Origin of the sequence: Campylobacter sp. CCUG 57310 (genome assembly GCF_013201975.1) — a bacterium.
GTDB lineage: Bacteria > Campylobacterota > Campylobacteria > Campylobacterales > Campylobacteraceae > Campylobacter_A > Campylobacter_A canis.
On record NZ_CP053845.1, the window covers coordinates 16688 to 30302 of the forward strand.

Consider the following 13615-nt stretch of genomic DNA (forward strand, 5'->3'; position numbering starts at 1 on the left):
AACAACACATAAGAGACAAGACTGCTAATATACAGCCCTCCTTCTTGGAGGGTTTAATAAAATTCAAGGCTTTTTATGGTTTTTACAGATGATAATGTCTCTCTTTTGGAGAGTGAAAAAATAGAATTTCCTAGTAAATATACTACTTATAAAATCTCATCAAAACACCTACTAATAGCTCCTGAATATCCAACTTGGATAGTACTAGATGATGATGAATACAATATGTTTTTGTGCTTAGAAAAAGTAGGCCTGGGCGATGCCTTAACTATATACAATGAGCGCTTTGATAAGGATGGTGCTTTTATAAGAGAAAGGTTACTTGAAAAAATTTTTAATCATAATTTTTACAAAGATGGGTATGAAAATAGTGAAAATGAAGAGGCGATAGAGACTATACAGAAAAATATACATATCAATTTAACAAATGATTGCAATATGCGGTGTAGGCACTGTTTTGTCAATGCCGGTAGAGTGGATAAAAAATATATAGACATAGATAAAATCATCCAAAAAATCGATGAAATAACAAAGATAAATGGTTATACATCTGTTGTGATTTCAGGTGGTGAGCCACTTTTGCACAAAGATATATTTGTGCTACTTAATGCTTTAAAAGGGCACAAAATAACACTTTTTACAAATGGGGTATTGATAAATGAAAATAATATAGATGAAATTTCTAGTTTAATTAATGAAATACAAATAAGCATGGAAGGAATTTCAAAAGAAGCTTACGAGAAAAATAGAGGCAGGGGTAATTACAAAAGACTTCTAAATACATTAAATTTAATAAAATCAAAAAATATTAGATTAATACTTGCTATTACGGTACTGCCAGATACTTTAATGGACATAAAGAGTAATTTGGTTGAGTTTATAAAAGCAGTGGATTATAAAAATTTGGAAATTCGTATCAATAATGAGATAGAAATGGCGGGTGCTGCACCAAAAGAGCTAAATTTTAAACATCACGATATGAAATTTTCAAACAAAATAGTTTTTGAGCTAATTAAAAAAATTCAAGAACTAGAAATTCCAAGCAAGACAACTAAACAACAAAATATAAAATTTAAAAATTGCGGCATAGGAACAAGTATTGTTATTGATGTTAGCGGTAAAATTTATCCTTGCTCTAAATTTGGTTCGTATAGCTTAGATATATCTCAAAGTGCTAGTGAAATATTTGTTGAGTTTGATAAAATAAATCGTGAAACTTCGATAGACGCTATCAAAAAATGTAAAGAGTGCGATTTAAAATACATCTGTTCTGGCGGCTGTAGGATTGATAATTTAAATTTAAAAAATAGTATGTTAAGTGTAATTTGCGATAAAGAATACAAAGAAAACTTGCTACAAAGATTAATGGATGAGTGGGAATTATGAAAAAGATAATATACAAGGGTATCAGGACTAATAATTTAAAGAATTTAGATATTAGTATTACTCCAAATTCTTTGGTTTGTATTTGTGGATGTAGCGGTTCAGGGAAATCAAGCCTAGCATTTGACACTATGTATGCCGTGAGCAAAAATGAGATAAATTCCTTAATGAATGATGATTATGAGGCTGGCGATTGTATTATTGATTTTTACGACAACATCCTGTTTTCCGTTGCCTTAAAGCAACTAAATTTTAATATCAATCCAAGATCAAGCATATTAAGTTATTTTCATTTGTCAAATGAATTAAATTTAATTTTGTCTAAATTATCAACAAAATATATAAAAAATGCAACGTTATTAAGTCCTAAAAATGTATGTTCTGAGTGCTATGGACTTGGTTTCAAAAAAGAGATCGATTTAGATAAAGTGATTGATAGAAATAGTAATCTTAAAGATAATCCGTTTTTGCCTTGGTTAAATTCATACAAGGATTTTTATACACAAATTCTGAATTTGTATATTCAAGATATAGGTTTAGATTGGAGTTTAAAATTTTATGAGCTAAGCAAGGAGTCACAACATGAGCTTTTATATAAAACATCTTCTAAAAAATACAAAATAAACTATAAAATAAGTGGAAAAACAAGAGTAAAAACAGCTTCTTATAGAGGTATAATGCTAGATGATCCAGTAGATATATCAGAACAATATACAAAAAATGCTTTGTGCCAAAAATGCGGTGGAGCAAGGCTAAATAGTGAGATTAATAGTATTGAAATTTTAGGCTATTCATTGCAAGATATTTTGCTGTGTAAATTTTGTGATTTGCCAGATATTTTTAAAATTTTTAAATCCAAAGACATCGGTATTGATTTAGCATTTGAGAAGTTGGATAACTTTGTGCAAAAATGTATAAACTTGGGACTAGGGCATTTAAATTTCAGCAGGTCAATACCGTCATTATCTGGCGGTGAGCTTCAAAGACTTAGAATAGCCAAAATTTTGCTTGGAAAGATAAATAATATAATGATTGTCTTGGATGAGCCGACTAGCTCATTGCATCCCAGTGAAGTGACAGGCCTAGTAAATGAGATAGAAAAATTAAAACGTAATAATACTGTTATCGTAATAGAGCATAACAAAGAGCTAATAAATAGAGCCGATAATGTTTTTTATATTGGACCAAAAAGTGGAAAACAAGGTGGAGAGTTTATAACTAAGCAAGAGTATGATGAGAGTCAAAAGTTTAAACTTAAAAAGATTGATTTTAAAAGTAGTGTCTGTCAAAAAATAAAACTACAAAATTTAGATTTTCTAAAATTTCAAGGAGAAATTACTATTGACTACAACAGGTTAATAGGCATTAGTTCTAAATCTGGCGTTGGAAAAACATCTTTGCTTAAACACATACTGCCACAATACATAGATTTGTATCAGTATATATCTCAAAAACCTATCAAGGCTAATATAAATTCAAATATCGCCACTTACACTGGCATTTTTGATGACATAAAACAGCTGTTTTCTGCTAATTTTTTAAATGACAATAGTTATTTTTCTAAAAATTCAAACACAATGTGTAAAAAATGTGGTGGTAGCGGTAGAATTTTAGTTTTAGAAAAATATAAGAGCAAATTTTATAATGAGTGTTGTAATTGTAATGGTAGTGGCTATAACAAAAACGCATTAAAATTTAAGGTTTTCGATATGAATATATGGGAGATTTTAAGTTGCAACATTGATGATTTGTGCAAGATAGAATTTCCCAAAAAAACTAGAGAAAAATTGCAATTATTAGATGAGCTAGGACTATCTCATCTGTCTTTAAACAGATTGACTTTAAATATGTCTGGCGGAGAACAACAAAGACTAAAACTATTTAAAGCATTCTTTGATAAAAAGAACAAAATTTTTGGGTTAGACGAGCCTACAAAAGGTTTGAGCGGCAAGGATACTTCAAAAATCATCTCGTTGCTTTATAAGTACATACAAGACAAAGATAAAACATTTATAGTGGCTGAGCATAATCCTTTGTTTTTAAGCCATTGTAATGATATTATAGAGTTGAAGCGAGATGGCGATGTTGTTAAGGTTGTCTTTAATTCTAGAATGGAAGAGATAAAAAATTGTAAAGAAAGTGAAATTTCTAATTTCCTTATTATTTAATATTTCCTTTTTAAAAGGAAATAAATTCATTAAATTTTACTGAATTTAGCTAAAAATATTGACTTTGGAAGGCTATTTTTATACAATCTCAATCTTTTATGTAAGTCATAAAAGGTCGTATGTTTGCGACAAGTTCTATTTTAAAGGAAATCAAATGGAAAGAATCAGGCTTAAGCTCAAAGCTTATGACCATAGAGTTCTAGACCGCACAGTTGCAGCAATCGTAGAAGCTGTCAAAAGAACTGGTGCTGACGTAAGAGGTCCAGTGCCAATGCCTACTAAAATCAAACGCTACACGGTCTTAAAATCACCACACGTCAACAAAGACTCACGCGAGCAGTTTGAGATGAGAATTCATGCACGTATGCTTGACATCGTAGCAGCTACACCTGACACAGTCGATTCGCTTACAAAACTTGACTTGGCTCCTGAAGTTAATGTCGAAGTTCGTGCGATGGGCAAGTAATCAGGCGAAAGGTTAGATAATGGAATATATCGTAGAAAAAATAGGCATGAGTAGGACGATTTCGGTTCCTAGTACGCCGGTTACACTTCTAAAACTTGTAGAAACTAAAGTTTGCGAAGTGGGTGAAAATAACCGCGCAATCGTTGCTTATGCAAAAGGCAAAGCGAAGAATAAAGCTATAGCAGGCCAACAAAAGAAATATAATCTTTCGGCTGAATATAATAAATTTGCTACTTTAACAGTTGCAAATAGCGAAGCAGGCGATCTTGACGTAAGTCCGTTAAGTTCAGCGGCAATCATAAAAGTTAGCTTTGATTCAAAGGGTAGAGGTTATCAAGGCGTTGTTAAAAGACACGGATTTGGTGGCGGACCTAAAAGTCACGGTTCACGTTTCCACAGACGCCACGGATCAATCGGTAACTGCGAATGGCCGGGACGTGTTCAGCCTGGTATGAAAATGGCAGGACATATGGGCGATGTGAAAGTAACTGTTAAAAACGAAGTTGTAAGTTTTGACAGCGAAAACGGAATTTTAGTTTTAAAAGGCTCAGTTCCTGGACACAACGGTGCAATGGGTAGAGTAAGGATAGTAAAATGAGTAAAGTTTGCGTATTAAACGAGAAATTTGAAAAGGCTGGAGATTTGGATCTTCCTGCAAACTATGCAGAGGTAAATCCACACAACCTTTATCTATATGTTAAATCTTACCTTGCAGGTATCCGCGCAAATACGGCTCACACTAAGACTCGTGCTTTTGTAAGCGGTGGAGGTAAGAAGCCTTGGAGACAAAAAGGTCGTGGCGGCGCTCGTGCAGGTTCAACCAGAACTAACGTATGGGTTGGCGGTGCAGTATCTTTTGGTCCATTAAACAATAGAAATTATTTCCAAAAAGTTAATAAAAAACAAAAGAGATTAGCTCTTGAGTGCGCATTGGCACAAAAGGCTAACGAGGGCAAAATTTTCGCAGTTGATAGCATCAGCATTGACAGCGGAAAGACAAAAGATGCGGCAAAAATTATCAATAGCCTAAATTTAAGAGATGCGTTGATAGTTAAAGATTTGCTTGATGATAACACGCTTTTGGCATTTAGAAATTTATCAAACTGCTATCTGGTAGATGCAAGCGAGATAAATGCGTATCTAGTATCGGTATTTAGTGCGGTTATCATTGAAAAAGCGGCACTTGAATCTATAACAAAAGAGGGCTAAAATGGCAGATATAACTGATATCAAAACAATTTTATATACAGAAAAAACTCTTGGCCTTCAAGAAGATGGTGTAGTAGTTATCCAAACTTCACCAAAAATGACTAAAAATAGGCTAAAAGAAATTTTAAAAGAGTATTTCGGAGTGATGCCGCTTCGCGTAAATTCACTTAGAATGGAAGGCAAAGTTAAGCGTTTTAAAGGACAAGCAGGACAACGCAGTGAAGTTAAAAAATTCTACGTTAAGTTGCCTGAAGGTTCAACTCTAGAAAGCATGGAGGCGTAAGATGGCGATTAAAACATATAAACCATATACACCGAGCCGTAGATTTATGACAGGTCTTAGCAGTGAAGATATCACAGCTAAACCAAGCGTTAGAAGCCTACTTGTAAAACTACCTGCAACAGGCGGTAGAAACAATAATGGTCGTATCACATCAAGACATAAACAAGCCGGCGCTAAAAAACTATATAGAATCATAGACTTTAAAAGACGCAAATTTGGCATCGAAGGCAAAGTTGAAGCGATCGAATACGATCCAAACAGAAACTGCCGCATAGCGCTTATCGCTTATAAAGACGGTGAGAAACGCTATATCATCAGACCAAACGGTCTAAATGTGGGTGACGTAGTTGCAGCTGCCGAGAGCGGTCTTGATATAAAACCTGGCAACGCTATGAAACTAAGAAATATCCCTGTGGGAACGATCGTTCATAATATCGAGCTTAAGCCTGGTAAAGGCGGACAGATAGCAAGATCTGCCGGCGGATATGCTCAGCTAATGGGTAAAGAGGAAAAATATGTCATCTTAAGACTTCCAAGTGGTGAGATGAGACAAATTTTAGCAGAGTGTATGGCAAGCGTTGGCGTTATCGGTAATGAGGACTGGGCTAACGTAACTATCGGTAAAGCAGGTAGAAATCGCCATAGAGGAATTCGCCCTCAAACTCGTGGTTCTGCGATGAACCCTGTTGATCACCCGCACGGTGGTGGTGAAGGCAAGAAAAATTCAGGCCGTCATCCGGTAACTCCATGGGGTAAACCGACAAAAGGTGCTAAGACTCGCCGCAAAAAAGCTAGCGACAAGCTAATTATCTCAAGAAGGAAAGGAAAATAGAGATGGCTAGATCACTCAAAAAAGGTCCTTTCGTAGACGGACATGTAATGAAAAAAGTTGTTGCTGCTAAAAAAGCAAACGACAACAAGCCGATCAAAACATGGTCAAGACGCAGTACGATTGTACCTGAAATGATTGGACTTACATTTAATGTCCATAACGGTAAAAGCTTTATCCCTGTGTATGTAACTGAAAACCACATCGGATATAAACTTGGCGAATTTGCTCCAACTAGAACGTTTAAGGGTCATAAAGGCTCTGTTCAGAAAAAAATCGGCAAATAAGGGGAGATAAATGAGTAAAGCTATTATTAAATTTATTAGACTATCTCCTACTAAAGCAAGACTTATAGCAAGAGAAGTTCAAGGCATGAATGCCGAACTAGCGCTTGCAAGCCTAAGCTTTATGCCAAACAAGGGAGCTAAATTTATAGCAAACGCGATCAGTTCTGCCGTTGCAAACGGTGGTTTTGAACCTGAGGAAGTTATCGTTAGCTCTTGTAGAGTTGACGCAGGTCCCGTACTTAAGAGATTTAGACCAAGAGCAAGAGGAAGTGCAAGCAGAATTCGCAAGCCAACTGCCCACATTTTGGTAGAAGTATCTAAACCTGAAAAGAAGGAAGCGTAATATGGGACAAAAAGTAAATCCGATCGGTTTAAGACTAGGAATTAACCGTAACTGGGAGTCAAGATGGTTTCCTGCTAAAGGAAATTTGGTAGAAAATATCGGCGAAGACTATAAAATTCGTGCGTTTTTAAAGAAAAAACTATATTATGCTGGGGTTTCTCAAATTCTTATCGAAAGAACGGCTAAGAAGATCAGAGTAACCGTTGTAGCTGCTCGCCCGGGCATAATAATAGGCAAAAAAGGCTCTGATGTAGAAAAGCTTAAAGAAGATATCCAAAAGCTAATCAACAAAGAGGTTAACGTAAATATTAAAGAAGAGAGAAAAGCTCAAGCTTCTGCTCAACTTGCCGCCGAAAACGTTGCAATGCAGCTTGAAAAACGTGTCGCATTTAGACGCGCTATGAAAAAGGTAATCCAAGGCGCTCAAAAATCAGGCGCTAAGGGTATTAAAATTTCAGTTGCAGGTCGTTTGGGTGGTGCCGAGATGGCAAGAACCGAATGGTATCTAGAGGGTCGCGTGCCGCTTCATACGCTAAGAGCAAAGATTGATTACGGTTTTGCAGAGGCGCATACAACTTATGGAAACATAGGTATAAAAGTGTGGATATTTAAAGGCGAAGTTCTTCAAAAAGGTGTTCAAGCTGAAAAAACCGAAGAGAACGAAGCTCCAAAAAAACCACGCAGAGCAAGAAGAGGTAAATAATCATGTTGATGCCAAAAAGAACGAAATTTCGTAAACAGATGAAAGGTCGTAACCGCGGTAAAGCTACTCGTGGAACAGATCTTGCAATGGGAGAATTCGGCATAAAGGCTATTGAGGCCGGAAGAATAAATTCTCGCCAAATCGAAGCGGCTCGTGTTGCTTTGACTCGTCATGTTAAAAGACAAGCGAAAACTTGGATTAGGGTTTTCCCTGATAAGCCACTAACTAAAAAGCCTCTACAAACTCGTATGGGTAAAGGTAAAGCAGGTGTTGAAGAGTGGGTTATGAACATTAAACCTGGCAGAATCATTTATGAGATGGCTGGAGTTAATGAAGAGTTAGCACGTGAGGCACTTACGCTTGCTATGCATAAGTTGCCGTTTAAAACTAAAATTGTAACGCGAGAGAGTGAAAATGAAATATACTGAGTTAAAAGAAAAAAGCGTTGCAGAATTAAACGCGTTATTGAAAGAGAAAAAGGTGCTTTTGTTTACATTAAGACGAAAGCTAAAAATTATGCAGCTAAGCAACCCTAACGAGATTCGTGCAGTTAAAAAAGAGATTGCACAAATCAATACTGCAATTAGCGCTTCAAAGTAAGGGGGTGAGAAATGGCATTTAAAAGAGAAATTCAAGGTGTAGTTTTGCAAAAAGCTGGAGATAAAACAGCCACAATCTTGGTTGAAAGACGTGTTATGCACCCAAGATATCATAAATTTGTAAAACGTTTTAAGAAATATATGATTCATGATGAAAAAAATGAGACAAAAGCCGGAGATACTGTTATAGCAGTTGAGTGCAGACCACTTTCTGCACGCAAAAGCTTTCGCTTAAAAGCTGTATTGGCAAAGGGAGTTGAGTAATGATACAATCTTTTACAAGACTTGCAGTGGCTGATAATAGCGGTGCAAAAGAGTTAATGTGTATAAAAGTATTAGGCGGTAGCAAAAGAAGATATGCAACGCTTGGCGATGTTATCGTGTGCTCTGTTAAAAAGGCGCTTCCAAACGGCAAAATTAAAAAAGGTCAAGTCGTAAAAGCAGTAGTCGTAAGAACTAAAAAAGAGGTTCAAAGAGAAAACGGCTCGCTTATTAGATTTGACGAAAATGCAGCCGTAATACTTGATAACAAAAGAGAGCCTATCGGAACTCGTATCTTCGGACCGGTCGGTCGTGAAGTTAGATATGCAAACTTCATGAAAATTGTTTCGCTTGCTCCGGAGGTTTTATAATGGCTAATATTAAATTTAAGATTAAAAAAGGCGATACCGTAAAGATTATTGCCGGTGATGATAAAGGCAAAACAGGAAAAGTTTTATCTGTATTAGCAAAAAAAGGACAAGTTATCGTTGAGGGTTGCAAAGTAGCTAAAAAGGCTATCAAGCCAAGTGAAAAGACTCCAAACGGTGGCTTTATAAATAAAGAGATGCCAATTGATATTTCAAATGTGGCGAAGGTTGAGGCTTAATTATGAGTAGATTGAAAGTTAAATATAATGAAGTTGTTAAACCGGCTTTAGCAAAAGAATTTGACATCAAAAACCCTATGCTTATACCTACAATTGAAAAAATTGTAATTAGCGTAGGTGCCGGCGAAGGTGCAAAAGATCAAAAGCTTCTTCAAAATATGGCAGATACTATCTCGCTTATAGCAGGACAAAAAGCTGTTGTAACCGATGCTAAAAAATCAGTTGCGGGCTTTAAGGTTCGCGAAGGCTTTCCTGTGGGCATCAAAGTAACTCTTAGAAAAGAGCAGATGTATGCGTTTTTAGACAAATTAATAAGCGTTGCTCTTCCGAGAGTTAAAGACTTCAGAGGCTTACCGAGAGATGGTTTTGACGGAAGAGGAAATTTTAACTTTGGTCTTGATGAGCAGCTAATGTTTCCTGAGGTTGAGTATGATAAGATTATGCGCACTCACGGTATGAATATCGTAATTGTTACGACAACAGATAGCGACAAAGAGGCATTCAAATTGCTTGAGCTTTTTGGTTTGCCGTTTGCAAAAGGAAAGTAATATGGCAAAAAAATCAATGATAGCAAAGGCAGCTCGCACTCCTAAATTTAAGGTTCGCGGCTATACAAGATGCCAAATTTGCGGACGCCCGCACTCTGTTTATAAAGATTTTGGAATTTGCCGAGTATGCCTAAGAAAAATGGCTAACGAAGGACTAATCCCTGGTCTTAAAAAAGCAAGCTGGTAAGGAAGAAAAATGTTGAATGATTTAATATCGGATGGACTAACACGCATCAGAAACGCCTCTATGAGAAAGCTTGAGACTACAAAGCTACTTCACTCAAACGTTGTTGAAGCTACTTTGGCGATCTTGGCCGCAAAAGGCTACATAGAAAGCTACAATGTAGTTGAAGAGGATAAGAAGAAATTTATAAACGTTGTTTTAAAGTATAATGAGCGTGGAAATAGCGTTATAAACGAACTTAAAAGAGTTTCAAAGCCTGGTCGCCGTGTCTATAAAGGCAAAGACGAGATCAAAAGATTTAAAAACGGTTACGGAACAATTATCGTTAGCACCAGCAAAGGCGTTTTAAGCAACGAAGACGCTCATAAAGCGGGTGTTGGCGGCGAAATTCTTTGTACCGTGTGGTAATGAATATAAACGATGTTAAAACATCGTTTATAACACTTTGTAATGGAGTTTATATAATAGGCTAAGTTTATTGCCTGCTTTGAAAAACTCCAAAATTTAGCTTTAAATTTGCTAAATTTACAATACAAATCTCAAATTTGAGATGGCAAAGAATTTAAAAAGGTTTAAAAGAGTTTCGACTCTTTTAATAGTCCAAATTTGAAATTTGGACGAGGTGGAATTTAGTTTCTGCTTTTTATGGTATTGTGGTATCCATTCGTATAAAGTAGACATACCCTAGACAAGTAAAAAGGAAAAAAATGTCACGTATAGGTAAGCAGCCGATAGCTATTCCAAGCGGATTAGATGTCAGCATAGAAGGAAATTTGCTTAAATTTAAAAAAGGCAATAATACAAAAGAACTTGACACAAAAGGTCATGTTGATGTTAAGGTAGAAAACGGCTCAATCGTATTTTCTCCTAAAGGCGAAGATAGACAAAGTAGAGCATACTGGGGCACATACAGGGCGCTAGCTAACAATATCGTTACAGGTCTTACGGACGGATTTATTCGTAAGCTTGAGATAAACGGTGTTGGATATAAGGCAGCGGCAAAAGGCAACGTGCTTGAGCTAAGTTTAGGATTTTCTCACCCGATAAATCATGAAGTACCAAAAGGTGTCGAGATAAGCGTAGAGAAAAACGTCATCACTATAAAAGGCGATGATAAGCAAGTTGTAGGACAAATAGCAGCTCAAGTTAGAGGATATCGCCCGCCTGAGCCATACAAAGGCAAGGGTATAAAATATGCTGAAGAGCGCATTATCCGCAAAGCCGGTAAAACATCTAAGAAGTAAGGGATAGGTAATGACAGCAAATGTATTAAAAAGAAAACTCGCTCTTAGAATAAAGAGAAAGAGAAGAATCAGAGCTAAAATTTCCGGCACTGCATCAAAACCTAGAGTTTCTATTTTTAAATCAAATAGAACGCTTTATGTTCAGGCTATCGAAGATGTTACGGCAACTACTATTGCAGCGGCTGACGGAAGAAAGCTAGGCATTAAAGCTAACAAAGATGGTGCTGTAGTTTTGGCAAAAGAATTTGCAAAAGCTCTTAAAGCAAAAGGCGTAGAAGAGGCTTTATTTGATAGAAACGGCTATTTGTATCACGGCGTTGTAGCGGCTTTTGCGGACGCTTTAAGAGAAAATGGCATTAAGCTATAACCCAAAGGAAAATCGATGGAAAAATATAATAGAGAAGAATTTGAAGAAGTAATCGTCGATATCGGTCGGGTTACAAAGGTTGTTAAAGGCGGTCGTAGATTTAGATTTACGGCTCTTATAGTAGTCGGAAATAGAAACGGACTAGTCGGTTTTGGCTTCGGTAAAGCTAAAGAGGTTCCTGATGCGATCAGAAAAGCCGTTGATGATGCTTTCAAAAACATTATCAATGTTAAGCTTAAAGGCTCGACAATTCCTCACGATATAGAGGTAAAATATAACGCAAGTAGAATTTTACTTCGTCCGGCAAGCGAAGGTACGGGTGTTATCGCAGGCGGTTCAACTCGCCCTATTCTAGAGCTTGCAGGTATCAAGGATATCTTGACAAAATCACTTGGCTCAAACAACTCTGCAAACGTTGTTCGCGCTACAATCAAAGCATTAAGTATGCTTAAAAGCTAAGGAGAGGGAATATGGGACTTGAAAAATTAACTCCGGCTGCCGGTTCAACTCGCGAAACTAAGAGATTGGGACGCGGTCAAGGTAGCGGTCAAGGTAAAACCGCAGGCAAAGGACATAAAGGTCAAAGAGCTAGAAAAGGCTATAACGAAAAAAGAGGTTTTGAGGGTGGACAACAACCGCTTCAAAGACGTCTTCCAAAAGTTGGATTTACATCTAGAGTAGTAAAGCCTTATGTAATCAACGTAGATAAGATAACAGCCGTAAAAGAGCTAAGCGAGATCACTGTCGCTAGCATAGCAACCGTTCATAAAATTTCAAGCAGCGTTTTGAAAATTAAATTGATCGGAACAGGAGCTAAAGGGCTTGTTGCAAAAATCAAAGACGAGAACGTAACCGTTAGCGGACGTGCATAATGAATAAGACATTGACCAACAAGATACTCATCACGTTGGCATTTTTATTTGCTTACAGGATACTGGCATACGTGCCGGTTCCTGGTGTTAATGTCGACGTCATTAAAGAATTTTTTGATTCAAACAGTTCTAATGCACTAGGATTATTTAATATGTTCAGCGGTAATGCCGCAGAAAGATTAAGTATCATCTCGCTTGGAATTATGCCTTACATTACATCTTCTATTATTATGGAGCTACTCGCAGCCACATTCCCGACACTTGGAAAAATGAAAAAAGATCGCGACGGTATGCAAAAATATATGCAGATTATCCGTTATGCAACTATCGTCATTACTATCGTTCAGGCAATCGGTGTTAGTATAGGCTTGCAAGGTCTGAGCGGAAGAGGCGGTGAGCAAGCTATCATGATAGATATGAGTCTGTTTATAGCTATTTCGGCAGCTTCAATGCTGGCTGGAACGATGCTTCTTATGTGGATAGGCGAGCAAATAACTCAAAGAGGTATAGGTAACGGAATCAGTCTTATTATCTTTGCGGGTATCGTTAGCGGAATCCCTGCAGCGATCGGTGGAACTATAAATTTAGTAAATACTGGCGAAATGAATTTCTTGGTAGTTATCGGAATTTTGCTTGTTATACTCATAACCGTAGGCGTTGTTATATTTGTCGAAATGGGCGAGAGAAGAATCCCTGTCTCTTACTCAAGAAAAGTAGTTATGGAAAATCAAAATAAGCGCATAATGAACTATATACCTATTAAAGTAAATTTAAGCGGTGTTATCCCGCCTATCTTTGCTAGCGCTATATTGATGTTTCCAAGCACCATCTTTCAAGCAAGTACAAATAAATATATCCAAGCGATTAACGACTTTTTAAACCCGAACAGCTATATGTTTAACTTCTTAACTTTCTTGCTTGTCGTGTTTTTTGCATATTTTTACGCGTCAATCGTATTTAACGCAAAAGATATTAGCGAGAATTTAAAAAGACAAGGCGGATTTATACCTGGAATTAGACCGGGCGAAGGCACTGCGGGATATCTAAACGAGATCGCTTCAAGACTAACTTTTAGCGGTTCTATATATCTTGGTCTTATCTCAACCCTGCCTTGGGTTTTGGTTAAATTTATGGGCGTGCCGTTTTATTTTGGCGGAACATCTGTTTTGATCGTTGTTTCGGTTGCTCTTGATACTATGAGAAGGATCGAGGCTCAAATTTATATGAACAAATACCAAACTTTAAGTGCGGTAGGTTTATAA

The 13615-nt window shown here is 36.8% G+C and carries 23 protein-coding genes; all 23 read left to right on the forward strand.

Going from position 1 to position 13615, the window contains the following annotated elements:
• The first annotated feature begins 75 nt into the window (after positions 1-75).
• On the forward strand, positions 76-1386 hold the full coding sequence (locus CORI_RS00100) for a radical SAM protein (protein WP_173030318.1): 1311 nt from the start codon (positions 76-78) through the stop codon (positions 1384-1386).
• Positions 1383-3551: an ATP-binding cassette domain-containing protein gene (locus tag CORI_RS00105; RefSeq protein ID WP_173030319.1), complete on the forward strand. Its 2169-nt coding sequence runs from the start codon at positions 1383-1385 to the stop codon at positions 3549-3551. The genes CORI_RS00100 and CORI_RS00105 overlap by 4 nt, the downstream gene beginning before the upstream one ends.
• A gap of 154 nt (positions 3552-3705) precedes the next feature.
• Positions 3706-4017 (forward strand): 30S ribosomal protein S10, encoded by a 312-nt coding sequence (gene rpsJ, locus CORI_RS00110; protein ID WP_002847957.1) that lies wholly within the window; start codon positions 3706-3708, stop codon positions 4015-4017.
• Positions 4018-4036: 19 nt separating this feature from the next.
• The gene (gene rplC / locus CORI_RS00115; protein ID WP_169941768.1) at positions 4037-4615 is read left to right on the forward strand and encodes a 50S ribosomal protein L3; all 579 of its coding nucleotides are present in this window, start codon (positions 4037-4039) and stop codon (positions 4613-4615) included.
• On the forward strand, positions 4612-5226 hold the full coding sequence (rplD, locus tag CORI_RS00120; protein ID WP_169941766.1) for a 50S ribosomal protein L4: 615 nt from the start codon (positions 4612-4614) through the stop codon (positions 5224-5226). The genes rplC and rplD overlap by 4 nt, the downstream gene beginning before the upstream one ends.
• A 1-nt stretch (position 5227) precedes the next feature.
• The gene (locus CORI_RS00125) at positions 5228-5509 is read left to right on the forward strand and encodes a 50S ribosomal protein L23 (protein ID WP_170019537.1); all 282 of its coding nucleotides are present in this window, start codon (positions 5228-5230) and stop codon (positions 5507-5509) included.
• A gap of 1 nt (position 5510) precedes the next feature.
• On the forward strand, positions 5511-6341 hold the full coding sequence (rplB, locus tag CORI_RS00130) for a 50S ribosomal protein L2 (RefSeq protein WP_169941762.1): 831 nt from the start codon (positions 5511-5513) through the stop codon (positions 6339-6341).
• A 2-nt stretch (positions 6342-6343) separates the two neighbouring features.
• Positions 6344-6625, forward strand: coding sequence for a 30S ribosomal protein S19 (gene rpsS, locus CORI_RS00135; RefSeq protein WP_169941760.1), 282 nt, complete (start codon positions 6344-6346; stop codon positions 6623-6625).
• Positions 6626-6635: 10 nt separating this feature from the next.
• The gene (gene rplV / locus CORI_RS00140) at positions 6636-6968 is read left to right on the forward strand and encodes a 50S ribosomal protein L22 (RefSeq protein ID WP_169941758.1); all 333 of its coding nucleotides are present in this window, start codon (positions 6636-6638) and stop codon (positions 6966-6968) included.
• Between the two features lies 1 nt (position 6969).
• Positions 6970-7671 carry a 30S ribosomal protein S3 gene (gene rpsC, locus CORI_RS00145; protein ID WP_172201819.1) on the forward strand — a complete coding sequence of 234 codons (702 nt, stop codon included), beginning with the start codon at positions 6970-6972 and terminating at the stop codon, positions 7669-7671.
• A gap of 2 nt (positions 7672-7673) precedes the next feature.
• Complete coding sequence (gene rplP, locus CORI_RS00150) at positions 7674-8099, forward strand: 50S ribosomal protein L16 (protein ID WP_169941754.1); 426 nt, start codon at positions 7674-7676, stop codon at positions 8097-8099.
• Positions 8086-8271 (forward strand): 50S ribosomal protein L29, encoded by a 186-nt coding sequence (rpmC, locus tag CORI_RS00155; protein WP_173030320.1) that lies wholly within the window; start codon positions 8086-8088, stop codon positions 8269-8271. The genes rplP and rpmC overlap by 14 nt, the downstream gene beginning before the upstream one ends.
• 11 nt (positions 8272-8282) lie before the next feature.
• Positions 8283-8534 carry a 30S ribosomal protein S17 gene (gene rpsQ / locus CORI_RS00160; RefSeq protein WP_169941750.1) on the forward strand — a complete coding sequence of 84 codons (252 nt, stop codon included), beginning with the start codon at positions 8283-8285 and terminating at the stop codon, positions 8532-8534.
• A complete protein-coding gene (rplN, locus tag CORI_RS00165) occupies positions 8534-8902 on the forward strand; it encodes a 50S ribosomal protein L14 (RefSeq protein ID WP_169941748.1) in 369 nt (122 codons plus the stop codon). The genes rpsQ and rplN overlap by 1 nt, the downstream gene beginning before the upstream one ends.
• Positions 8902-9138: a 50S ribosomal protein L24 gene (gene rplX, locus CORI_RS00170; protein ID WP_169941746.1), complete on the forward strand. Its 237-nt coding sequence runs from the start codon at positions 8902-8904 to the stop codon at positions 9136-9138. The genes rplN and rplX overlap by 1 nt, the downstream gene beginning before the upstream one ends.
• A gap of 2 nt (positions 9139-9140) precedes the next feature.
• Positions 9141-9686, forward strand: a complete 546-nt coding sequence (gene rplE / locus CORI_RS00175) for a 50S ribosomal protein L5 (RefSeq protein WP_173030321.1) — start codon at positions 9141-9143, stop codon at positions 9684-9686.
• Between the two features lies 1 nt (position 9687).
• Complete coding sequence (locus CORI_RS00180) at positions 9688-9873, forward strand: type Z 30S ribosomal protein S14 (RefSeq protein ID WP_169941742.1); 186 nt, start codon at positions 9688-9690, stop codon at positions 9871-9873.
• Between the two features lie 9 nt (positions 9874-9882).
• The gene (rpsH, locus tag CORI_RS00185) at positions 9883-10278 is read left to right on the forward strand and encodes a 30S ribosomal protein S8 (protein ID WP_173030322.1); all 396 of its coding nucleotides are present in this window, start codon (positions 9883-9885) and stop codon (positions 10276-10278) included.
• 299 nt (positions 10279-10577) lie between these two features.
• On the forward strand, positions 10578-11114 hold the full coding sequence (gene rplF / locus CORI_RS00190; RefSeq protein WP_173030323.1) for a 50S ribosomal protein L6: 537 nt from the start codon (positions 10578-10580) through the stop codon (positions 11112-11114).
• Positions 11115-11124: 10 nt separating this feature from the next.
• The gene (gene rplR, locus CORI_RS00195) at positions 11125-11481 is read left to right on the forward strand and encodes a 50S ribosomal protein L18 (protein ID WP_173030324.1); all 357 of its coding nucleotides are present in this window, start codon (positions 11125-11127) and stop codon (positions 11479-11481) included.
• Between the two features lie 15 nt (positions 11482-11496).
• Positions 11497-11940 (forward strand): 30S ribosomal protein S5, encoded by a 444-nt coding sequence (rpsE, locus tag CORI_RS00200; RefSeq protein WP_169941734.1) that lies wholly within the window; start codon positions 11497-11499, stop codon positions 11938-11940.
• A gap of 11 nt (positions 11941-11951) precedes the next feature.
• Positions 11952-12353 (forward strand): 50S ribosomal protein L15, encoded by a 402-nt coding sequence (gene rplO, locus CORI_RS00205; protein ID WP_169941732.1) that lies wholly within the window; start codon positions 11952-11954, stop codon positions 12351-12353.
• Entirely contained in the window at positions 12353-13615 is a 1263-nt protein-coding gene (gene secY, locus CORI_RS00210; protein WP_173030325.1) for a preprotein translocase subunit SecY, read from the forward strand. The genes rplO and secY overlap by 1 nt, the downstream gene beginning before the upstream one ends.